Origin of the sequence: Legionella waltersii, assembly GCF_001468085.1 — a bacterium.
Classification (GTDB): Bacteria; Pseudomonadota; Gammaproteobacteria; order Legionellales; family Legionellaceae; genus Legionella; species Legionella waltersii.
In genome coordinates this window covers 1-22,211 of sequence record NZ_LNZB01000011.1, presented here as the reverse complement: position 1 = coordinate 22,211, position 22,211 = coordinate 1, and the positions used below count along the sequence as shown (strand labels likewise).

The following is a 22,211-nucleotide window of genomic DNA, read 5'->3' as shown; positions in this document are numbered from 1 at the left end:
TTTAATCATTGTTGCAATTTAAGGCGTCAATAGAAACCTTCATCGAAGACTTTTATTGTACCACTTTTACCATAATAAGAAAATTAGGTTATGAATTTATTTTACTATCTGTTTATTTATAGAGCTAATCGAATGCCGTTATTGACAAGCTGATGCGCAAACTGTATTCTTGGCAGCACAAAACACTGGACTATTTATACACAGATGCTTCGTTTTTTGGTCTTCTTTTTCTGCTTAATAAGCGTATCATCCATTGCATACTCACAATCCGATGATTGTAATCAACATCAATGCATTGCAGTCATTGATGCGGGTAGTTCTGGATCAAGAGTGCATTTATACTCCTATGATCTTGATGAAACAAATACACCTACCCATATCCATGAATTTTGGAGCAAAAAAATAAAACCAGGGTTTGCTACTATTGAACCGAATAAAAACTCCATAGATGCTTACCTTACAACACTTCTTTCAAGCGCCCCTGTTGAGGATTTACCAGTCTATTTCTACGCTACTGCTGGAATGAGGTTGTTACCCCAATCGAAACAACAACAGTACTACAATGAATTAAATCGATGGTTTCACCAACAATCTAAATGGCGGCTCATCTCTGCAAAAACCATTACCGGAAATGAAGAAGCATTATTTGGCTGGCTAGCTGTAAATTACAGCGTTGGTGCTCTTAATTCGAATTCAGACTCAGCAATTGGCGTTATGGATATGGGAGGAGCTTCTGTTCAAATTGTGTTCCCCATTCAATACAACCCCAAAATCAATAAGAACTACCAGATTGCTCTTGAACTCTATGGAAAACGATACACTCTTTTTGTTCATAGCTTCCTAGGCTTGGGGCAAAATGAAATGTCACATCAGTTTCTCAACTCCGCTTCTTGCTTCTCAGATAATTACCCATTACCTGATGGAGAGACTGGTCAAGGTGATGCGAGCTCTTGTGAGCTTGAGATATCTTCCTTGTTAAATGGGGTGCATAAGGTTAACAAGCAAATACAACCCTTACTCAATAGCAATCCTGTTGACCGTTGGTATGGAATTGGAGGGTTTACCTACTTCGCAAACAGTAAAGTATTTGAATTCGATAAAACACAATTAACAAATCAAAGTCTTATTACTCAAGCGGATAACCAAATTTGCCATCAGCAATGGGACGCGCTTAGCTCGAAATTCCCAAGTGAAGAACTCCTGTATGAGTATTGTCTATTGTCTTCATACTATTATGCCTTGATGGTTGATGGTTATGGCATTTCTTCAGAGCAAGCGATCAACTATCTTCCTCAAGAGCAAAACCTGGACTGGACAATTGGAGTTGTCTTACATCCGATACAATGACTATAAATCAACGTAACAAAAATCGTCTTTATTCAGCTCTGTAGGTGTTTTATAAAAAGCACATAAGGCTTGACGAAATAATTGAGCTCTTTTCGGTAACCCGCGTTCACAATACGATAAAACTTGCGCATGCACGGCTTTTTTGAAAGGCTCAGAATCAGTCTCTTCCCCAGATAAATTATCTATGCTGATTCTAAAACGATATCCTGAAGCCTTGGACAAGATCCATTCCAGTGCTTGGGGCTTTACCTCGACTTTCTGAAACAAAGCTTGTTGCTCTGCATTTCTGCCGTCAGGGGTGTACCAATATCCAAAGTCAACTAATTGCCTTCTCTCTTCCCCAGCAATTAACCAGTGCGAACATTCATGCAGAGCGCTGCTAAAGAAGCCATGCGCAAAGTAAATTCCATGATAGGGTCGCTGTTCATCAGCTGGCAAGTAAATAGGTTCGTCGCCTCCTTTTAGCAAACGAGTGTTGTATGGAGTTGAAAAACACTGATCAAATAGGGTAATTAAATCTTGATAATGATGCACGATAGTTACTACGCTTTACCTAGTCGATAATGATTGTATTCATGTTGCAGAGCCTCTTTTAGCTTATCTTCATTCTCTGTGCTTATTCTGTCAATAAGATTCAATGCATGCCTGATGAACATGAATTTAGCCTTTGAGGTCTTGAGAGTTAGGGTTTCATCAGAAGCACCTTGATTTGAGCTATATAACAGAACCTCTCTCTTTGTTAAACCATTCCAACAGTACTCGGGTTTATCTTCAGGAGGAATAAAGCGTTTGCCTTTGACCATAGTTCGCATCACTTTATAATAAGTATTAATTTCTTTATAAGTCAGATCAAAGCTTATTTCATGCTTATAAATATCTAACTCTGGATTTCTCGGTGCACTTGGATAATGGAGCTTTGCTAGATTCAACTCTGTAGCATCTGGATATTTATTAGCATCCTCCAATTGCTTATCCCTGATATCCAAATGCCTGTTATTCCTAGTAAAAGTAGTGATACCAAAAGCACAACCCACTAATCCACATATCAATGCTAATGAAGCGGAAATGGCTACTATAACTAGCGTTGGAAGCGCTGCCCAAATTGCTGCCCCCAGAAGCACGATGATTGAGCAAGCAAATAGCATGCTTAAACCCAGGTTGAGCCAGTTCCCAAAAACATGATTTTTAAAAGGTCTAAATCCATAGCTATAAGGGGCTATGGCAAAATAGTAGACGGCTCCTCGCCCTAGACTATATAACCAAAAATTTCTGAATTTTCTGCTTTCGTTTTGTAGTTCAGGAGAAAGCGAGGTAAATTCAGTATCAGCAAATGCCGCATAGTTTAAAAAATGATCGAAATAGGAGCTGGGCCCCCTCTTATTCGCTGGTGGATTAACATGCAATAGGACCCAGTCTTTCTTCCATACACCAAAACTAGACACAAAATCATTTCCTTGTTGTTGAATAACAACGATAGGCTTTTGTGTAAGTGTATCCCATCCATCATAGGGCACTCTACTGTTCGTATCATGGAGCCCAGCAGGATTGAGCGCGTCTACTCTTGTTGCATAATTACCAAGATCATTAGCAAACAGCAAACTTAGTGATCCTCCCAAACTTACTCCACAAACATGAATTTTTGCATGTTGGCTTAATACCCATTCGAGAATTCGTTGTCTGCCAGTTACATACAACGAATACCCAACCGTTTCAAATCCTTTCATATCCGTTGTAACTTGCGGTAAAAATCCTTGTCCGGCAGGATAAGTTGTTCCCATAAAAATCAAATGGGGTTGGGCTTTTAAATGATTTATTGGCTCTAGTCCATAAGCAAAAACCCTATCATAATCTTTATAAATTAGCTCATCTTTTCCATTATGATCAGTTAGCTCAATAGGTTTTACAAAATACTCAACCATGACCCACTGTTCATCAATGTATTGCGGTATACTAATCGATTCATAGGGAGTAATGTCCCCCATGGGTAGAATAGATAAGCAATTGCTTAAATAGAGTTGAATTTGTTCATGTTGTTGCGGGGTAAATTGCTTACCTTGGAATTGGGTAAACAGATGATTAAACCCCTCTTGAAAAGCAAAGCGAAACTCTTTGAGTAACTCGGGATTACGCTCTAAAAATACTGCTCGGAGCAATTCTAAATTCACTAATTTGCTCCAGGACGTATTCCACCCCATCATCAGAAGACTTAAAGCATTACGAACATGTGCTTTATAGGTATTGTGACTCCAATTGGAATTTGTTTCATCTGCGGAATCTGCAAAAAAATGAAGATTCAAACCCCCTTTAAAACTGTGTTTTGCACCCACGATACAACCTCTACAAGTCCAACGCTAAATGTTCCAGACCAATTCTCTAATTTCGAGCAAATCCAATGTAATTCCCAGCCAATCCTTCAAGCTTCGACAAGCTTTTTGATACATCAGGAATGGTGTATTTAATTTTTCTCTTTAACGGGATAGCTACAAAATGCCATTCCTGATGGGCGGTTGTCGTTGTGATTGATATTGAAGCTGATGCTATCATATAATCACATTCCTTCATAACTTGGGCTATTGTTTCTAAATTTGGTTTTACTTCTTTGTTAAAAGTCACTGAAACAGCAATCCCATTCCTTGAAGGTAGCCACTTTTCAATTTTATAACCGAAAATCATCAGTGTCACTGAGAGAAAGGTTAATGAAATGGCAGAAACGTAAAAACCAACACCCACAAGAATTCCTATAGCCGAGGCAGCCCAAATCGATGCTGATGTAGTGAGTCCCCTAATGGAAAACTCCTCTCTCATGATAACACCAGCACCAAGAAAACCGATTCCAGTGACTATCCCTTGAATGACTCGGGTGATATCAGGAGCCGCTGAGATCCCACCTTGGTTACTACCAAACCAATAACTGGGGTACCCAGCAATAACAACGACTGCGGTTGAAGCCATACACACTAAGCCATACGTTCGCATTCCTGCAGCATGCCCATGGAAATAGCGTTCATAGCCAACTATCATTCCAAGACACAGAGAGCCTAATAAATTAAGAAAAATAATGATATTGGCTTCTAAGTTTGCGCTCGTCCAATAGCCTAAGAGGTGTTCTAATGATAAAAAAACCATAAGTGATTCCCTGCTTTATCCATTCTCTTGCTGCAGAGACTTAACCACAGAAGGCCTTGACAGCATTCTATCCATGAATGCATGTAAATGAGTGAGCTCCGATAAATCGAGTTTGAAATATTGAGCCCATCGGACCATTACGAACAAATAAGCATCAGGAAGACCAAATTGCTCACCCATTAAATAAGAGCCTTTGGCCAATTGACTGTTGACGTACTTAAAACGCGTCATGATCAAAGGAGTAAGCACTTTCATTTTTAGTTCATCAGAAGCACTGGGGTTAAAAAACATTCCTAAGGTTTTGTGCATTTCAGTAGAAATATAATTCAGCCATTCTAGGGTATGGTATCTCTTAATATTGCCTACTGAGGGAAGTAATGTTTGACCGGATGTTGTATCAGCCAGGTATTGTAGGATGACTTGATTCTCTGTAAGAACATCTCCATCATTCAATACAACTGTAGGAACTGCTCCTTTCGGATTTATTTCTAAAAAGTTTGCACCACTGGCTGTTTTTTTATTTCTTAAATCCACTTCTTCTTCTTGAAAAGCAACACCCAGTTCATTAAGAATAATGCGAACAACCAAAGAACAAGAACCTTTATAATAATACAGTTTCACGGTGACTCCTTTCTAAGATTAAAGTAAGTGGCAACTACCATGCTTGAATTTTTATTAAAATTCAAGGGGGTAATTAACATTATCTATTCATCTGTTCAATTGAGGCAGATCTTGCTCTAACTCTTCAATCATTGTCATCGTTGCTGATTTTCTAGTAAAAAAACTGTCCCAAATATACGTTTTTCTTAATGTTTCAATTTCAGGTCTATGTGACCTTTTCCAATCATGAATGTTATTAAGTAATTCATTGATTGATGGCTTACGCTCAGCGCCAATAATCTGTTGATACAACTCTTTTAAGTGATTAAATTTAGACGCTGTTATTGAGGAATAAGGATCTATTAACAGCAATCTCTCCATTCTAGAAAACAATTTATCTGCAACCATTCTTTGGGCTCTGTTCAACTCAGAATATGAATTGGGTGGTGTCGGAAGCACATAAAACGGGATGCTTTTGCTAGGCACGCCATAATCCAACTGCGTATTGTTGAGTAAGTTAACAAAGAAATACGAAGACACCATGGATTGCTGGGGTAGCTTAATGACACTTTCAATGAGTTTGATAGCACCATGCCTACAGGTATTTCCTAGGCTAAGCTCACAGTAGCATCGATCAGCTCTATCTAAATCATTACGAGGTGCATAATGAACTCTGGATGTTTTCACAAACTCAACTTTAGAGCCATCTTGTTTAGTGGGTTTATAAACCTGATATTTTTTTTCTTCAGTTTGTAATAATTCTAAAGTTCTTACAAATTCAATGTATTGTGACAAGGTGATGTCATAGGCCTCATAGGAGATGGGCTTTTGTGCTTTGTCATGATCATCGGTACCCTCATCCCTCACTTTTGCTGGGGCTTTGTCTATAATGGTGTCTTTGATCGCTGAGCAAACATCAAAACAGGATCTGTCCTTTTTTTTAGGTAGAGCAGCCACTTTACCCACTCTACACAGCAAATGAGTTACCTTATCTCCATTGTATGAGCCAAGCATCACAAATGAATGCGGTCCGTCTTTGCAAATGGCGATAAAGAATCGATCGGTATTTGTATCAATCGTAATTGGCATAAAATACAACCTTTTTAATGGTTAACACAACGCAATTCGGGATAGACTTTCATGATTTTTTTGTAAAGAGTCAAATCTAAATCAAAGATATGATTTCCCATTTTTGAACCTGGTTTTCCGTCCCCGCCTTTACTGTTTAAAGCCGCCACGACTGATACGTCATTACAGGCGCTCCAAATGTACATGACTCGATAGCCTAAAGTACTTCCTTGATACACCCAAAAGCGATTATTCGATTTCTTGTCGAAGGCATATCCCACCCCAAGTCCAAATCCACCGGGGTCATTTTCAGTCACGTTCGAGATCGGCAAACCTGTATTCATTGAAACAACGGATTTCATTTCACTTAAAGCTTGTTCGCGATATTCTGGTTGGATGAGCAAACCATGATAAAGCAGCTGAACCCATCGAGCGACATCTTCCGTATTGGCTACTATAGCTCCTGCCCCAGCAGCCCAGGATAAATCACTATCTATAATATCCACTACGTTTTTAGCACCCTCATCGTAGTAATACCCATGTGCTTTTCGATCTTTAATGGCATGACCGACATTCACACCATTTGGACCTGCAGGGTAATAAGTATTTTGTAAGAAATTCGTTTTATCAAAGATTCGTTTCTTGAGTTGGTTCTCAAAAGTATCTTGGGTTGCTTTTTCTATCACCAAAGCAGCAAGAATGTAATTTGAATTCGAGTATTCATAGAGAGAAGGTCGATCCGTTTCGATGGCTTTTTCTGGATGAGCATACGTTAATAGCTCTTCATCTGTCCAAACTTTGCCTAAGTTATGTTCCATTTGCATCCAAAACTCAGAATTATCGGAGTAGTTGGGTATCCCACTTGTCATGTTTAAAAGATGTCGAATCGTTACTTTTGACCAGTTTTCATAGTGAGGTAACCATTTACCAAGAGGATCATCCAACGACAAAACACCTTCAGATTGCAGCTGCAACAAAATCAATGCCGTAAATGATTTTGTGATACTTCCGATATCAAACAAATTATTTGTGGTTATTTTTTGATCCAAAGGGGGCTGACCCATTGTTCCTTTTACAAAATTCAAAACCTCTTCAGAGTCATTATTTTCGGAATGTGGCACACGAATGGAAACAGCTAGGGCAGTAAATTTCTCTTCGTCCTGATACTCTTTAAAATACCTCTTCATTTCCTTTTGTATTTTTAAAGCAAGCTCATTCTTTGTGCTCGATGCATGGGTTGCGGAGATCAATGCACTAAGAAACAGTATAGAAATGAAAGTAAGTAGACGTGAACACACAAACATGACAATAATTACTCAAAATATAAAATAAAAATGCAATTTTAACGGATTTTTAGGTTTAAATCTAGACAATATTACATTCTTTGGATTTTGAGTGTTCAGGAGTATGTCTTTGTGAATAAGAGTAGGAGTGTCTACTGAGAGTTTATCCGCTCCCTTACGGTCGCGGCTCGGATTTGATCGGCGTACTTGGCATTATGTCCTCGCAACCCTATAACAATTAAACCGCAACCTTAGAGAGTGGCTCGAATTTGATCGGCGCACTTGGCAATATGTCCTCGCAACCCTATAACAATTAAACTGCAACCCTTAGTGAGTAGCTCGGATTTGATCAGTGCACTTGGCAATATGTCCTCGCAACCCTATAACAATTAAACCGCAACCCTTAGTGAGTGGCTCGGATTTGATCAGTGCACTTGGCAATATGTCCTCGCAACCCTATAACAATTAAACCGCAACCTTAGTGAGTGGCTCGGATTTGATCGGCGCACTTGGCAATATGTCCTCGCAACCCTATAACAATTAAACCGCAACCCTTAGTGAGTGGCTCGGATTTGATCGGCACACTTGGCAATATGTCCTCGCAACCCTATAAAAACCGAGCCGCGACCGTAAGGGAGCGGATAAAATGCCAAATTAAACCGCATTTGCCCTTGTGCGAATCATTTCTAATGCCTTTTCAATACGATTGATAGATCGGCCCTTACCAATCAACATGAGTGTCAGATCAATCGAGGGTGACATACCTGATCCAGTAACAGCCACTCTTAAAGGCTGAGCAATTTTGCCTAAATTAATGTCAAATTGAGCACTAACATCATTGATTGACTCTTGAATAGGATCAGCCTTCCACTCTGCCAACTCTTTTAATCGATCCAACAAAACGGATAAAGGCTCAAGGATCACTGGACGTAAATGCTTTTTGACTGCATCGTCGTTGTATTCGATCTCATCATTAAAAAAGTACAAACTCATTTGGCAAATTTCAGCTAGGGTTTTAGCACGCTCTGCTTGTATAACCACTAACTCTTTAAGATTTGGGCCCTTTGTCCAATCGATGCCTTGCTGTTCAAAATGCCATTGTAAAGCCTTTGCAACTTCTTCAGGAGAATCATTTTTCTGATAATGCTGATTTAACCAATACAATTTATCGTAATTAAAGCTAGATACGCCTCGACTTACGTTTTTTAAATCGAAACTTTCAATCATTTCTTCCAAGCTGAAAATCTCTTGATCACCATTGGACCAGCCCAATCTAACGAGGTAATTCAATAGAGCATGAGGCAATACCCCCATCTCCTTGAATTGCAGTACACTCACTGCCCCATGCCTTTTAGAAAGACGTTTGCCATCATCACCCAGTATCATCGGTAAATGAGCAAAAACAGGAACTGGTGCCCCTAGGGCCTTAAATAAATTAATCTGTCTGGGGGTATTATTGATGTGATCGTCTCCACGAATCACATGAGTAATAGCCATATCCCAATCGTCAACCACTACCGCAAAATTATAGGTTGGGTGACCATCCGAACGCATAATTATCAGATCATCCAGCTCAGAATTTGCCACATGAATTTCACCATAAACTTGATCATGGAAAGAAACAACTCCCTCATGAGGATTTTTAAACCGTATTACGAAAGGCTCATTGGTTTCAGTGATTTCTTTACCCCGGCAATGCCCATCATATCGTGGCTTTTCTTTAGCTGCTAACTGGGCCTCTCTGAGTGACTCCAGCCTTTCTTTGCTGCATTGACAACGATAGGCCTTTCCTTCTGATAATAACTGCTGAATAATCTCATTGTATCGAGGGTAACGATCGGTTTGATAAACTGGACCTTCATCACACGTCAAACCAAGCCATGACATACCATCCAGAATAGCCTGTACAGACTCTTCTGTTGAACGCTCCCTATCGGTATCTTCAATTCGTAGTACAAATTGGCCCTTGTGATGTTTAGCATAGAGCCAAGAAAATAATGCTGTTCTTACTCCACCTACATGTAAAAAACCAGTTGGGCTTGGAGCAAAGCGAGTTCTGACAGTCATAGAATCTACCATTGTAAGGAGTAAAAAACTGGGTATATAATATCGCAGTTTGCTCATATCGCAAAGACATTGCACTAGTCACTAAGGGAGTTATGTTGAAAAGTATTGGTATCAAATATCAACTTCGAATTACCACCCTTATACCGGCTTTCTTAGTTGCCCTTCTTTTTGCATTTTTCTACAACGTTCAATTTGGGAAAGATCTTGAGCAATATATGTCTAGATTAGGAGAGGCCTACATTAGACAGTTATTACCAGCTGCCCAGTATGCCATGCTAAAAAATGATTACCGTACTCTACAAGGACTGATTAATGCTTCAACCATAAACCCTGAAGTTAAAGCCCTGGCTTTCTATAATTCTGATGGACAGTTAATCGCCTATCGTGGAGGAAAGCATTCATTGCATAAACCGTTCAATCCACCTGACTATACTGGAGACTACATTGAAAGTAAGCAAATAAACCCTTTCACCATTAACTTCATAGCTCCAATTACTTTACCAAAATTTAACTTATATTCGCGTCCTGAAATGCGAAACTTGCCCACACTGTCTTCATTTCAAGCCGATGATATTCTCGGGTGGTTATCAATTGATATTGACACACAGTCCATGTTGCTCAAACGGTATCAAATGATGATTATAACCATTTTTATCACCTTGTTAGGTTTGTTAATGGGACTAACGATTCATTATTTCCTATCTAAACAAATCTATTTACCAATTGCTCGTCTACGCCGTAGCATGAAGCAAATAACAAGCAATGAGTTTGAAACTGAAATCAAAGTATCCAGTCCCGGTGAATTAGGCATTATTGAAAAAGGATGCCAACACCTTCAGCACCAGTATTTAAATACCGTTCGCGATTTGAATCACCATATCGAAGTAGCAACAGCCGATTTACAACAAAGTTTGGAACTTCTTGAAGAAAAAAACATCGAGCTGTCTCTAGAAAAAAAGAAGACTGAAGAAAAGAGCAGGCAAAAGTCTGAATTCATTGCCAACATGAGTCATGAGATTCGTACGCCTATGAATGGAGTGATAGGATTTACCAACGTACTGTTAGAAACAAAACTCGACCCCTTACAACTGGATTACGTAAAAACCATTAAGACTTCAGCCCAAGATTTGTTGAGTATCATTAACGATATACTAGACTTCTCAAAAATGGATGCCGGTAAACTCAATTTAGATTGCATACCAGTAGATATACGTGGCTGCGTCGATGAAGTTTTATCACTGGCATCGCCTAATGCCCATAAAAAGGGAATTGATTTGATCCCTATTACCGACGTTGATGTTCCCAAAACAGTGCTCGGAGATCCATTAAGGATTAAACAAATTATTAGTAACTTAGTCACCAATGCCATTAAATTCACTGACCATGGTTACGTGTTAGTCAGAACCAAAATTGAACAAGAAACCGATAAAGATTATACCCTTCTCATATCCATTAGTGATACAGGGATAGGAATTTCACAAGAAGATCAAAATAAACTGTTTACGGCATTCAATCAGGCCGATACCAGCATTACACGTCGCTATGGTGGTTCAGGTCTTGGCTTAGTCATCTGTAAAAAGCTATGTGAGCAAATGCATGGTCGGATTAGCCTTAGCAGCGAGGTAAACAAAGGTTCAACCTTTAATGCACGTATTAAAGTTGAGAAATTGATGGCTTATGAAATTGAGAAGAATCAAATTCATCGATTTTCTCATCTAAAAATTATTTGTTTTGATGATCACTCTTTGCACTTGGAAGCCCTATGCAATGGTCTTGGGTTTTGGGGTATTGAATGCGTTAAAGTGAATTCGTTTACCAACATCTCAAGCACCATTAATAAGCACAAGGAATGCACCATTGTGTTTATGAATGTTAATCAAGGTTGTGAGCAACAAGCTGTCGAGCTCATTAAAAAACATCCAACCATGCCGTTTGTGTTGATTTCAAAATGGCCTATTAACAATTATTCTGCATTAGGCGCTCGTGGTTTCTTATACAAACCCATCAGCATTCAGAAACTCCAAGATCTTATAGAGTCAATCAATAATGAGAAAAAACCAGAAGATCACAGTGCACATGAGCTAGACGGATTGAGAGAACAACTACGATATGTTCACCCTCATTTGTTGATTGCTGAAGACAATCCCGTCAACAAAATGCTGATAACCTCTTTATTAAAAGAACAAGCGAACATCACCGCAGTCGATGATGGAGAAATGGCTGTTAAAGCCTGTGAAGAAACAAAGTTTGATGTCATTCTTCTTGATCTACAAATGCCTAAATTAGATGGGTTGCAAGCATCAAAATCCATACGTCAAAGTTCATTAATGAATAAACACACGCCTATTGTCCTCATCACAGCAAGCAGTAATGACTTAAATAATGCAGAGATGAAGCAATCCGGCATTGATCTTTACCTGCAAAAACCAGTAGAAGAAAAGCAATTGTTAATTCAAATTTTGCGCATCATTAACAAATCCACCCATGCGGCTATTGACTGGGAGTTATGTGTTCAAAAGGTCTCAGGGAATCAAGCATTGGCTGAAGAATTTCTGGCAAAATTTATTGAAGAGCTTTATAAGGCAAGAGATGAATTTATTCAATTAATGCATGATAAAAACATTCATAGTCTTGCGGATGCTGCTCACAAGCTTCATGGAGCATGCTGTTTTTGTGGAGTCCCAGTTCTGCAAAAAAAAGTAACCCAATTTGAAAAACTAGCTAAACGAACCAGTCATATTGATCACTTAAATGAAGCTTTCGCTGAATTAATTCAAAGCATTGATGCTGTAATTAACGAGTATGAAAATCAGTATTCACACTAATTTTGGAGATAAAATGGCAGTTAAAAATGCAATCTACGCACAATCAGGTGGTGTAACAGCCGTTATCAATGCCTCTGCTTGTGGAGTAATCCAAACCGCCAAGCAATATCCTGATCATATTGGCCGAGTTTATGCCGCAAAAAATGGCATTATTGGAGCATTGAACGAAGAGTTAATTGACACCTATCTAGAAAGTGATGAAGCCATTGCCAAATTAATGCAAACTCCTTCTGGTGCCTTTGGGTCCTGCCGCCATAAACTGAAAAATGACGGGGAAGAATATCAACGATTAATAGAGGTGTTCAAAGCACACAATATCGGTTATTTTTTTTATAACGGTGGTGGTGACTCTCAAGATACTGCCTATAAGGTATCACAATTAGGTAGTACTATGGGTTATCCAATCACTTGCATTGGAATACCTAAAACAGTAGATAATGATCTACCCTTCACAGATAATTGCCCAGGCTTTGGTTCAGTTGCTAAGTACATTGCAATTTCAACCAAAGAAGCTGGTTTTGACGTTGCTTCTATGGCAGCTACCTCAACGAAAGTGTTTATCCTAGAAGCCATGGGAAGACATGCTGGATGGATTGCTGCAGCAAGTGGGCTTGCAAGTCAAAATCCAAGTGAACCACCCCATGTCATTTTACTTCCCGAGGTACTCTTTGATCCACAAGCTTTTCTGAATAAGGTAAAGCATTGTGTTGAAACTTATGGGTATTGTGTTGTTGTGGTTTCTGAGGGGATACGCAATAAAGAAGGTAAGTTTTTGAGCGAAGCAGGTCTTAGAGACGCATTTGGACATGCGCAATTAGGGGGAGTTGCACCAATCATAGCCCAGTTAATTAAATCCGAACTCGGCTACAAATACCATTGGGCTGTCGCAGATTACCTGCAACGTGCTGCGAGACACATCGCATCTCAGGTGGATTTAGATCAAGCCTATGCTTTAGGTAAAGCAGCTGTTGAATACGCGGTTAAAGGTGAAAATGCCATCATGCCTATCGTCATTCGAGAGCAAGATGAGCCTTATCAATGGTCAATTGGCAAAGTTGCTTTGTCTGAAGTTGCCAACCAAGAAAAAGCCATGCCTAAAGAATATATAGCCGCTGATGGAATGGGAATTACAGAGGCTTGCAAACGCTACCTCTTACCCCTAATTCAAGGAGAAGCGTATCCAAGCTATCACAATGGTTTACCGAACTACGTAAAATTGCAAAACAAACTGGTCGACAAAAAACTTGATTAAGGCCTACAACTTGCAGGACGGTACTTACTTATCAAAGTGCCTCCTGTACAGTCCCAAGTGTAAATCTGCCCAGCAGCATCAATCACAGGAACCAATGTAATAGATCCATTTCCAGCGGCCAGTGTATAATTGATGGTAATCACTCCTTGGTTTCCAATTGTAATTGAAGCAACATTAACAGTTGGAGCAGGAGTGACATAGCCTGTCTGAGCTTGATTAGCAGGAAGAGCCCCTTCGAATAAACTGGTTTCTGCAACTGCTAATTTAGCTGAAGCAGCCATTGTAAGACCCTCTGTTACTCTCGCCCGGATAGTGTAGTCTTGATAAGCAGGAATTGCTATCGCTGCCAAGATACCAATGATTGCTACTACAATCATTAGCTCAATGAGAGTAAATCCGCGGACTTGCATATCATTTCCTACTGAACTATCTAATGATATCCACGCAATTCATGTGCCAACTTTTGAGGCTTGAACATGTGGCTTTTTGACGCATTAACAAATCCAGAGAAAATCAGGACTTACAAAAAAACCCAAGGTCGAGGCAAAAGACAATGTTAATGAGGGAGTTTAGATGGACTAAATGACTGAATTAAAAATCTCTTTAACGAAAAGATAGGGCTATTTAGTAAGCCATGAAAATTAAAAACCGCCCTTCCGGGCGGTTTTTTTTAGCCTATCCGTCTATTATCTGCAACTAGCTGGTCTGTATTTATCCAACAAAGTACCGCCAGTACAATCCCAAGTGACGTCACCGTTAGCTTGGAGAGTTGGGGCCATAACAATGGTACCCCCGCCTGCAGCAGCAGTATAAGTAATGGTTATTTGACCGTTACCAGTTCCGTCAACAGCGATACTTTGCACGTTAGCTGTAGCAGCTGGAGACACGTATCCAGTAGCAGCTTGGTTTGCAGGTAATGCGTTGTTGGTGATGGCTGTTTCAGATACAGCTAGTTTCGCAGAGTCAGCTAATTGTAAACCCTCTGTTACACGAGCTCTAATGGTATAGTCTTGATAAGCTGGTATAGCTATTGCAGCTAAAATACCGATAATAGCTACCACGATCATCAATTCAATTAATGTAAAACCTTTCTGTTTCATTGTCTTCTCCGAAGTTAACCGACAGATTACATCATGCAAACATAATGCCAAGTTCCTGGATACACGATTAAATGAATGACTCAATTGATTTTATGGTCTATAAATCGTCTTTTCAGGGGTTATTTTAAATTTTTAGCTTATAAATAGTGTTGTTCAGCCATTTAGGAATTCATAAAAACAAGATTGACTGACGTTTTTTGTCACATTTTGACATTTTATTGCCATGACAAATCCACAGCATGTCGTTATAATGACTTCACACCTTATATCATGAGAAATACATTATGTCGCGCAAAGAGAGGATTGAGCAAAAACTAAAAGCAGAACTAATGCCCGAATTTCTGAGTGTAGAAGATGAATCCCAATTTCATCATGTTCCCAAAGATGCAGAAACCCACTTTAAAGTGATTGCTGTATCAGCAACATTTAATGACTCAACTCGCGTCAATAGACATCGACTTGTAAACCAAATGCTATCGAATGAGTTCAAAATTGGACTTCATGCTCTTAGTTTGCATTTGTACACCTCGCAAGAGTGGCAAACACAAAAAGAGGCTGTTCTTAAATCCCCGACTTGCAAAGATGGGTACAAAAATAAATAAAAACTGTTCTCTTTTCTATCTATTTCACCCTATAATATTGTTTTTTCTTAACATAATTGATATGAATGAAAACATGGTCCGCTGAAAAAATCTCTGTACTTGCCTTAGTCTTACTTATCACAGGGGCCATTGATAGCATTAGGAACCTACCTGGAACAGCGTTATTTGGATCCACGTTAATATTCTTCTTTATCTTCTCAGCCATTATTTTTTTAATACCCGTCGCATTAATTGCAGCAGAGCTGTCTTCAACATGGGCCGATGAAGAAGGTGGCATTTACAGCTGGGTTAAGCATGCTTTTGGCGAGAATGTGGCTTTTTTTACTATTTGGCTACAATGGATAAACACTTTAGTTTGGTACCCAACGATATTATCTTTTATAGCGGGTACTGTTGCATACCTGATTAATCCTGAGCTTTCTCAAAATAAGTATTACCTTATCTCGGTAATTCTAACTATTTTTTGGTCGCTCACTCTAATAGGGCTTTCTGGTTTGAGAGCTTCTGCTGCTTTTGCAGGATTTTGCGCGGTGATTGGCATGATAATCCCCATGGGGTTTATTATCTTACTGTCATTCATCTGGATATTTAATGGGCACCCACTGGCCATTGACATGAGTTGGTCACATCTGCTTCCACAATGGAAGGATAGCCAATCATGGGTATCTTTAACTGCCATCATGACATCCTTTTTAGGGATGGAGCTTGCTGCAGTCCATGTTAGAAATGTCAATAACCCTCAAAGTAATTTTCCCAAAGCCATGTTTTTATCGGTATTGCTTATTTTATTCACCATGATTTTTGGCTCACTAGCCATTGCTTTTATCCTTCCAAAAGAAAAGATAAGCCTCGTAGACGGTGTTATGAGAGCCTTTGATAATTTCCTCCATGCTTATAATTTAAGCTGGATGTTGCCTTTACTCGTATTTTTATTACTTCTTGGCTCATTGGGAAGCATGATCAACTGGATAATCTCACCTGCTAAAGGTTTACTGATGGCAGCTAAGAATAACTTTCTTCCTGCCTCACTTTGTCACGTGAATCAGAAAGGAATCGCTTCACGTATTTTAATTTTGCAAGCCATTGTCGTCACCCTATTATGCAGTGGCTTCCTTTTATTCCCTAGCGTTAATGCAATTTACTGGCTATTTACTGCTCTGAGCACAGAATTATACATGATGATGTATGTCATGATGTTTATTGCAGCTTGGGTACTTAAGACCAAATTCAAAGATGTACATAGGCCATTTGCAATTCCTGGAGGGAAATTTGGATATCGATTAACCTGTATTCTTGGGTTAATTGGTTGTGCAGTCACTTTAACCGTTGGATTCATTCCACCTGTTGATAGCATCAATCTTGGTAGCCCTAGAGTCTTCCAACTGGTCTTTTCCTTAGGCATTGTTTTAATGTTAATTCCCGCTTTTATTATCTATTTGCGAAAAATTTATACTTCAAATAAAAACAGCCTAAAAGCAAAGGCTGAATGAGTGCTTTTAGAGAAAGTTAAGTTGAAATAGCTGGTTCCTTATCCGTTCCCTCACGGCTGAGGAATCGACTCTAATTATAGTGCTCCAACTTATCTCTTCTCTGATGGTCAGTAAGCATAGGTCTGGGGCTTCGCCAAATGGCGCTGCCTTAAGCAGTGTCATTCGTGAAAGTGGATAGTCCCGTATCCGCTTGCTGACGCGCGCGGCTCGGTTTACTTCCTGCTGTGACTAGGATTTGATTCAGATAGCAAAGAATGAACCGAGCCGCGCGCGTCAGCAAGCGGACCGATGCTGGCCGTATAGATGAAATTAATAACACCGCTTAAGGCAGCGCCATTAGGTGCTTCGCCCGACCTTTGGTATAAATGCCCCTTATAAAAAATGAGTCGAGCCCCTGACGAAGCGGATAACCACTCAGGAATACAGGATAATCTATATAACAAGTTGCTTTGCAATTTCTAAATCTTCTAAGGTATTAATGTCTTGTAATGGTTCTTCACAAGCAACTTCTACCTTTATTGGAAACCCCGCCCATAACACCCGCAATTGTTCCAAAGCCTCACATTGCTCCAATGCACAACTTGACCAACTTACAAAATCCAATAAAAATGCAGCACGATAGGCATACAGCCCAATATGTTTATAGGCATGTGCAAATGATTGTTTTTCATCTCGATGGAATGGGATTGGGCATCTTGAAAAATAGAGCGCATGCTCATCCTGAGTACGCACAACTTTCACAACATTTGGATTATTGAGAGTGTCTAAACCAGTAATAGGCCAACATAATGTTGCGACAGGTGCTTTAGTGGTATGCAAACTAGCCGCTACCTGCTGAATTAAAGCAGGTCGAATAAAAGGTTCATCGCCCTGAACATTTACAATCAGATCATCAGCTTGATAATCCCCTTTGGCAACAACCTCTGCAATTCTATCTGTGCCTGTAGGATGATCTGCTGAAGTCATCATCACTTTTGCTCCAAAATCCTTGGCGTGATTAGCTATGGATTCATGATCTGTTGCAATAGCGATGGACTTTGGGTTGGTGAGCTGGGCCTGTTTATAGACTCTTTCTAATACAGATAAGCCATTCAGATCCTGAAGCAACTTACCAGGAAACCGACTTGAGCCAAATCTTGCAGGAATAATGATATGGAAATCTGCACTCATAATTTATCTTTTTCTTCTAAAGGAATCACACGTGCTTCATGTTCAAGCATCACCGGAATATCGTCTTTAATCGAAAAGGCAAGTCTATCAAATTTACAAATCAATTCTTTTTCTTTAAAAATTAATTTTCCCTTACATAAAGGGCAAACTAAAATTTCAGCCAATTTTTTATCCACCTGAAGCTCCTTGAGTTACCTGATTTCGGATATATGTGGGTTGAGCCTTATCTACGGAAATCTCCTCCAATGATAAATGTTCTGCCAAACTAATCATAGATGTCGCTTGAGGAAAAACAGTCAATTTCTCAATGACTTTATTTCGCAAGTGGTCTGAAAACTCATTCCAATAGAGGTCTATCCCTACTCCTGCAATAACAAATTGCTTCTCATCAACAGTTTGAATGCAACTGACGTGATTAACAGCTTCGGAAGCGCCATAACTACCTGTAGGAAAATAGCTCCAATACACTTCCTGCATTCGTGCATCTATGATCGATAACACACCTAGTTTATCATCCTGTTTTATTTCTCGAACGGACCAGGCAATACTTGCTAATGTGCTAACAGGTATTAGCCCTATATCATTAGAGTAAGCCAGCCCCTTGGCAATACTACACGCAATCCGCAGCCCAGTAAAACTCCCAGGCCCACACCCGAAAATAATTCGATCTAACTGACTTTTCGGCATTTCGGCACGAGCCAATAATCGTTCGATCATTGGTAAGATGAATTGCGCATGCGTTCTTTGGTTATCTTGCTCTTCAGAAATAAGTTCGTTGCCTATTTTCAAAGCCACACTGGCTTTTTCAGTTGAGGTATCAATGGCTAAGGATTTCATGATTCATGAAACTCATTGTAAAAAGCAACATTCTAGCACAAAATCAAAGGTAACTGCGTAGAATTCAAGCTAAGCAAAACCCACAGCCCTATGCTGTCTTGATAAGAACCATCTTAAAATTAAACCATACAAAGGAATAAAAGAAAGCAGGCTTATTAAAATTTTAAAAAACAAATCCACGGTCGCTATTTCTAGCCAATGATCAGCAAGAAATGGATTGACACTGTGATAGAACGCCACAGCAAAAAAAACAAACGTATCTAAGGTGTTACCCAATAAGGTGGAAGCTCCGGGAGCTACCCACCAAGCTGCGACTCGTCGCAATCGATTGAATACAGTAATGTCAAGTAACTGTCCCAGAGCATAAGCCAGCAAACTTGCAAATGCCACGCGCAATGAGACATTATCAACACTGAAAAACTCACCATGTGTCATCCAAGAAGAAATAATCCACGAGCACAACATTCCTGGGATTAATGCTAAACAAATTATTTTTCTTGCTATTTTTGCATGGAGCAGTCTTGTTGTTAAATCAGTGACAATAAAAATCAATGGATAGGTAAATGCCCCCCAAGTGGTGTGGAATCCAAACAGCGTAAAGGGATACTGCACTAAGACATTACTGCTCACAATTAAGATTAAATGCAATAAGACCAAACGCACTGCAATTAAATTCAAAGCATACTCCACTCAACAGTTACAAAGAATGACGCGGCTAATTGTACAAAAAACAACGACTCTGCGACAAGTGACAAGTGACAATCCCTATTTTAATCGTTAACTCCAGCCTACTCTCTACTATTGCCTGTCCAGTACCTTATAAATAACAGAATTAACCTTAAAACGACTGTCTTTGCTCAGACTATTCGCCACCGCCAGAAACAGTGAATTATCCATTTTAAATACATGCGCGCTTACCCCACCAAAAGTTGGAATAGTATCAACCTCAACCCATTTGTCATTATTCCATTGGTATAAAGGAGACTCTAAATTTGTTTTAGGCGTCTCTCGACCTCCTGTAATGAAATTGATCCGCATCAAATAGTGTTTGTTATTGTACTGAAAATGGGTGAAATTACGCCCCCCCGCCCCTTCAAGCACCTGCTCTTTCTGAAATTGCTTCCCATCCCATTTATAAAGAACTGAGTCTGTTAACAGATTAGCAAAAGCGAGGTAATGTTCATTTTGAATCGTGAAGAACTCAAATGCTCGCCCACCTCCCCCGAGAAAATCCTGATAACTCTTAAATTGATTTCCTTCCCAGCGATATAAAGTGGATTTATTTAAGTTATCTGCAAATGCCAAAAAAAAGGCATCATCAATCTGAAATGCTTTAAAAGAATATCCCCACGACGAAGAGATTGTTTGAAAAAGCACAAATTTCTGACCGTCCCATTCATATATCTTTGAATTGGTTTCATCAGTGGGCTTTGTTTCATTGGGTGGAAGAACTCCATTTGCCAACGCTAAAAAATGCCGTTTACCGATGGAAAAAGAATAGGCTTGTTTAGCTGCATAGGTGTATATTTGTTGAATCGGGTAAAAATAGCGACCATCCCAGCGATAAATCATCGAATACGTTTTAAAATTAAAAGGAGGCTTAGGTCCAGAGTGAATACTGGCTATCGCTAAATAAGACTGATCTCCGATTGAAAAAAAACGAGCTCCTTCATTCCCATGACTCGGTATACGCTGATGTTCAACAAACGCTCCATTTTCCCTTTTAAATATCACTACATCAACATCTGCATCCCCACCCACCATACTAGGTGCCGTATTAGGTATATCCTTAGCCAATTGTGCAACAGCCAAATAATGTTCATTATTCAAAGTAAATGGAGTAACTTCTCGCGCTCCAGTAGTATTCAGATACTCTACAGGCTGTAACAATTGTCCAGCAACTAGTTCTTTAAAAAAATTCAATAGTATAAACACCATCAGGAGTTTGGTAGAGTTCATTGTGAATTATCCATTAGTTTTCTTGTACGAATGAGATTGACCAAAAACGCCAATCTCATCATAATTAATACACTTAAATCAATATCTTAAAGGGATTTCATGAGTAAAAATCTAATGATAGTCAAAATCATTCTTTGTCTCTTATTATTTAACATGAAGTCCTTGTATGCGGATAGCACAGAACCTTACACAACCCCAACCCCCTTCATGGAACTCTATTTTGACTTTACCGGAAAAGGCGAGCCTGATTTCCCAAAAGGAAAATCAACCATTTCGGATTACCTCATTCAATCTGAAAAATCTAAACAAGGAGAGAATATATACGATGGCCCTCTAATCCTGTTTTTGGACTCTTCAATATACATTTATGACAGTCATAAAAAACTGTTGTATTCAAAATTATTAAGAACCAATCGCTCCAGTGGTTTCTTTGAGATGACGGCCATTTCACATATAGGACCGGCCTTGTCCTACTTAGCAAAAATCAAAGAAAATGGTGATCCTTCATGGAAACCAGCTATGGTTGGCTTGTTGGAAGACATCAAACAAGTAAAAGCGCTCAATGCTCTCACCGAAAATAATTGGCTTGATCGTGCCAATATTAAATCTTGGCAACCTCATAAAGAGCAAATACGAGCCATGGTCGATTACGCAACCTCTATGTCGGGCAACTACATCGTTACCGTACTCAATGGCGCTCCATTTGACTTAAGCGCTCTGCAACAGAACTTCTTAAACGGTAATAAAGAGTTTCCAATTCCTTATAATTCAGTGATGGTTGCTACCTTTATGCTCACGGCCATCAACAGCATGAGCGAGATTCATGATGGAGTTGCCAATCTCAACCTAGACTGGTCAAAAGCAATGGTCATTGTACGCAACGTAGCAGGTGGCAATGTTTCTGCGGGATTAACTGCAGGAACGAACTGGATGGTTCCTTTCGTGAATGCTTTATCAAACAGCCAAATTCCATCCGATAGAGTGATCATCGCTCCCTATGCCCAGGTTCTTCCAGAAGTAGGCAAAGATCCACTTGCTGATTCAGCCTACCAATATTACGCCTATGCTGTCTGGGGTAGTATTTATAACCGCAGCAAAATAGCTCAATCCGTATTTACACAAATCAATACAATCTACCTACCAGGTCGCCCAGCTATTCCAGGAGACTATGGGTATACCAAATCCTCAGATATTGGCGATTTTTTGATACGATTAAAGTACTCTTTGCTGGACCCACGCGAAATGTTATCCAATACAGTCGGTTTTTGGGTGGCTGGCGAAATGCAAAACAAGAATTGGGACGTTGAGAAAATTGAAATTCCTGGACTAACCACAGGATTTCCTAAAGGAGTTAGCAAATACCCAGATAAAAACCCTGTAATCGCTTTGAAATAATCACAGGACTTCTAAATAACTCCCAACATCTAATTGATATTTGGAGTAAAATTTATCTGATTTTCGATCAAGCTCATGCCGAACTCAGCT

General features: G+C 39.5%; 20 protein-coding genes. 6 read left to right on the top strand and 14 right to left on the bottom strand.

All coding sequences use genetic code 11. From position 1 onward, the window contains the following. Nucleotides 1-204: 204 nt before the first annotated feature. Nucleotides 205-1,347, top strand: coding sequence for an acetate and sugar kinases/Hsc70/actin family protein (locus Lwal_RS03095; RefSeq protein WP_058479461.1), 1,143 nt, complete (start codon nucleotides 205-207; stop codon nucleotides 1,345-1,347). On the opposite strand, the gene Lwal_RS03090 is transcribed toward Lwal_RS03095, so the two are convergent. From Lwal_RS03090 to gltX, 7 genes are all read right to left on the bottom strand, one after another. Continuing rightward, nucleotides 1,348-1,881, bottom strand: coding sequence for an elongation factor P hydroxylase (locus Lwal_RS03090; RefSeq protein ID WP_058479460.1), 534 nt, complete (start codon nucleotides 1,879-1,881; stop codon nucleotides 1,348-1,350). It abuts the gene before it with no gap. An 8-nt stretch (nucleotides 1,882-1,889) separates the two neighbouring features. Continuing rightward, nucleotides 1,890-3,674, bottom strand: coding sequence for an alpha/beta hydrolase family protein (locus Lwal_RS03085; RefSeq protein WP_065235639.1), 1,785 nt, complete (start codon nucleotides 3,672-3,674; stop codon nucleotides 1,890-1,892). Nucleotides 3,675-3,720: 46 nt separating this feature from the next. Further along, nucleotides 3,721-4,473: an MgtC/SapB family protein gene (locus tag Lwal_RS03080; RefSeq protein ID WP_058479458.1), complete on the bottom strand. Its 753-nt coding sequence runs from the start codon at nucleotides 4,471-4,473 to the stop codon at nucleotides 3,721-3,723. A 15-nt stretch (nucleotides 4,474-4,488) separates the two neighbouring features. Then, complete coding sequence (gene gstA, locus Lwal_RS03075) at nucleotides 4,489-5,094, bottom strand: glutathione transferase GstA (RefSeq protein ID WP_058479457.1); 606 nt, start codon at nucleotides 5,092-5,094, stop codon at nucleotides 4,489-4,491. Nucleotides 5,095-5,181: 87 nt separating this feature from the next. Further along, nucleotides 5,182-6,162 (bottom strand): hypothetical protein, encoded by a 981-nt coding sequence (locus tag Lwal_RS03070; RefSeq protein ID WP_058479456.1) that lies wholly within the window; start codon nucleotides 6,160-6,162, stop codon nucleotides 5,182-5,184. A 14-nt stretch (nucleotides 6,163-6,176) separates the two neighbouring features. Further along, complete coding sequence (locus tag Lwal_RS03065; protein ID WP_058479455.1) at nucleotides 6,177-7,445, bottom strand: serine hydrolase domain-containing protein; 1,269 nt, start codon at nucleotides 7,443-7,445, stop codon at nucleotides 6,177-6,179. A 633-nt stretch (nucleotides 7,446-8,078) separates the two neighbouring features. Further along, nucleotides 8,079-9,491, bottom strand: a complete 1,413-nt coding sequence (gene gltX / locus Lwal_RS03060) for a glutamate--tRNA ligase (RefSeq protein WP_058479454.1) — start codon at nucleotides 9,489-9,491, stop codon at nucleotides 8,079-8,081. Nucleotides 9,492-9,583: 92 nt separating this feature from the next. Between gltX and letS the strand changes: the two genes are divergently transcribed. Both letS and Lwal_RS03050 read left to right on the top strand, forming a co-directional pair. Then, nucleotides 9,584-12,316, top strand: a complete 2,733-nt coding sequence (gene letS / locus Lwal_RS03055) for a two-component system sensor histidine kinase LetS (RefSeq protein ID WP_083500025.1) — start codon at nucleotides 9,584-9,586, stop codon at nucleotides 12,314-12,316. 13 nt (nucleotides 12,317-12,329) lie between these two features. Then, nucleotides 12,330-13,568 (top strand): 6-phosphofructokinase, encoded by a 1,239-nt coding sequence (locus Lwal_RS03050; protein WP_058479483.1) that lies wholly within the window; start codon nucleotides 12,330-12,332, stop codon nucleotides 13,566-13,568. Here Lwal_RS03050 and Lwal_RS03045 read toward each other — a convergent pair. Then, nucleotides 13,565-13,978, bottom strand: coding sequence for a pilin (locus Lwal_RS03045; protein ID WP_058479453.1), 414 nt, complete (start codon nucleotides 13,976-13,978; stop codon nucleotides 13,565-13,567). The two genes, Lwal_RS03050 and Lwal_RS03045, sit on opposite strands and share 4 nt — an antisense overlap. Before the next feature lie 276 nt (nucleotides 13,979-14,254). Then, the gene (locus tag Lwal_RS03040) at nucleotides 14,255-14,668 is read right to left on the bottom strand and encodes a pilin (RefSeq protein WP_058479452.1); all 414 of its coding nucleotides are present in this window, start codon (nucleotides 14,666-14,668) and stop codon (nucleotides 14,255-14,257) included. A 284-nt stretch (nucleotides 14,669-14,952) separates the two neighbouring features. Here Lwal_RS03040 and Lwal_RS03035 point away from each other — a divergent pair, with 284 nt between their 5' ends. Together Lwal_RS03035 and Lwal_RS03030 are read left to right on the top strand one after the other, a co-directional pair. Beyond that, nucleotides 14,953-15,270, top strand: coding sequence for a BolA family protein (locus tag Lwal_RS03035; protein WP_058479451.1), 318 nt, complete (start codon nucleotides 14,953-14,955; stop codon nucleotides 15,268-15,270). Between the two features lie 65 nt (nucleotides 15,271-15,335). After that, entirely contained in the window at nucleotides 15,336-16,760 is a 1,425-nt protein-coding gene (locus tag Lwal_RS03030) for an APC family permease (protein WP_058479450.1), read from the top strand. A gap of 432 nt (nucleotides 16,761-17,192) precedes the next feature. Here the strand turns inward: Lwal_RS03030 and kdsB are convergent, their stop codons facing one another. The 5 genes from kdsB to Lwal_RS03005 all read right to left on the bottom strand — a co-directional run bounded on the left by kdsB (nucleotide 17,193) and on the right by Lwal_RS03005 (nucleotide 20,726). Next, nucleotides 17,193-17,930, bottom strand: coding sequence for a 3-deoxy-manno-octulosonate cytidylyltransferase (gene kdsB, locus Lwal_RS03025; RefSeq protein ID WP_058479449.1), 738 nt, complete (start codon nucleotides 17,928-17,930; stop codon nucleotides 17,193-17,195). Then, nucleotides 17,927-18,106: a Trm112 family protein gene (locus tag Lwal_RS03020; protein WP_058479448.1), complete on the bottom strand. Its 180-nt coding sequence runs from the start codon at nucleotides 18,104-18,106 to the stop codon at nucleotides 17,927-17,929. The genes kdsB and Lwal_RS03020 overlap by 4 nt, the downstream gene beginning before the upstream one ends. Continuing rightward, complete coding sequence (gene tsaB / locus Lwal_RS03015) at nucleotides 18,099-18,770, bottom strand: tRNA (adenosine(37)-N6)-threonylcarbamoyltransferase complex dimerization subunit type 1 TsaB (RefSeq protein WP_231951048.1); 672 nt, start codon at nucleotides 18,768-18,770, stop codon at nucleotides 18,099-18,101. The genes Lwal_RS03020 and tsaB overlap by 8 nt, the downstream gene beginning before the upstream one ends. A gap of 66 nt (nucleotides 18,771-18,836) precedes the next feature. Continuing rightward, on the bottom strand, nucleotides 18,837-19,445 hold the full coding sequence (locus Lwal_RS03010) for a 7-cyano-7-deazaguanine/7-aminomethyl-7-deazaguanine transporter (RefSeq protein ID WP_231951028.1): 609 nt from the start codon (nucleotides 19,443-19,445) through the stop codon (nucleotides 18,837-18,839). Between the two features lie 120 nt (nucleotides 19,446-19,565). Then, a complete protein-coding gene (locus Lwal_RS03005) occupies nucleotides 19,566-20,726 on the bottom strand; it encodes a hypothetical protein (protein ID WP_058479445.1) in 1,161 nt (386 codons plus the stop codon). A 99-nt stretch (nucleotides 20,727-20,825) separates the two neighbouring features. Between Lwal_RS03005 and Lwal_RS03000 the strand changes: the two genes are divergently transcribed. After that, entirely contained in the window at nucleotides 20,826-22,121 is a 1,296-nt protein-coding gene (locus Lwal_RS03000; protein ID WP_058479444.1) for a DUF5624 domain-containing protein, read from the top strand. Nucleotides 22,122-22,211 lie beyond the last annotated feature (90 nt).

Bases quoted from the DNA above. Each gene is read 5' to 3' on its own strand.
- Lwal_RS03070 (WP_058479456.1), bottom strand. From the start codon at position 6,162: ATGCCAATTACGATTGATACAAATACCGATCGATTCTTTATCGCCATT.
- letS (WP_083500025.1), top strand. From the start codon at position 9,584: ATGTTGAAAAGTATTGGTATCAAATATCAACTTCGAATTACCACCCTT.
- Lwal_RS03050 (WP_058479483.1), top strand. From the start codon at position 12,330: ATGGCAGTTAAAAATGCAATCTACGCACAATCAGGTGGTGTAACAGCC.
- Lwal_RS03005 (WP_058479445.1), bottom strand. From the start codon at position 20,726: ATGAACTCTACCAAACTCCTGATGGTGTTTATACTATTGAATTTTTTT.
- kdsB (WP_058479449.1), bottom strand. From the start codon at position 17,930: ATGAGTGCAGATTTCCATATCATTATTCCTGCAAGATTTGGCTCAAGT.
- Lwal_RS03045 (WP_058479453.1), bottom strand. From the start codon at position 13,978: ATGCAAGTCCGCGGATTTACTCTCATTGAGCTAATGATTGTAGTAGCA.
- Lwal_RS03040 (WP_058479452.1), bottom strand. From the start codon at position 14,668: ATGAAACAGAAAGGTTTTACATTAATTGAATTGATGATCGTGGTAGCT.
- Lwal_RS03000 (WP_058479444.1), top strand. From the start codon at position 20,826: ATGAGTAAAAATCTAATGATAGTCAAAATCATTCTTTGTCTCTTATTA.
- Lwal_RS03065 (WP_058479455.1), bottom strand. From the start codon at position 7,445: ATGTTTGTGTGTTCACGTCTACTTACTTTCATTTCTATACTGTTTCTT.
- Lwal_RS03035 (WP_058479451.1), top strand. From the start codon at position 14,953: ATGTCGCGCAAAGAGAGGATTGAGCAAAAACTAAAAGCAGAACTAATG.
- Lwal_RS03095 (WP_058479461.1), top strand. From the start codon at position 205: ATGCTTCGTTTTTTGGTCTTCTTTTTCTGCTTAATAAGCGTATCATCC.
- Lwal_RS03030 (WP_058479450.1), top strand. From the start codon at position 15,336: ATGAAAACATGGTCCGCTGAAAAAATCTCTGTACTTGCCTTAGTCTTA.
- gltX (WP_058479454.1), bottom strand. From the start codon at position 9,491: ATGACTGTCAGAACTCGCTTTGCTCCAAGCCCAACTGGTTTTTTACAT.
- Lwal_RS03080 (WP_058479458.1), bottom strand. From the start codon at position 4,473: ATGGTTTTTTTATCATTAGAACACCTCTTAGGCTATTGGACGAGCGCA.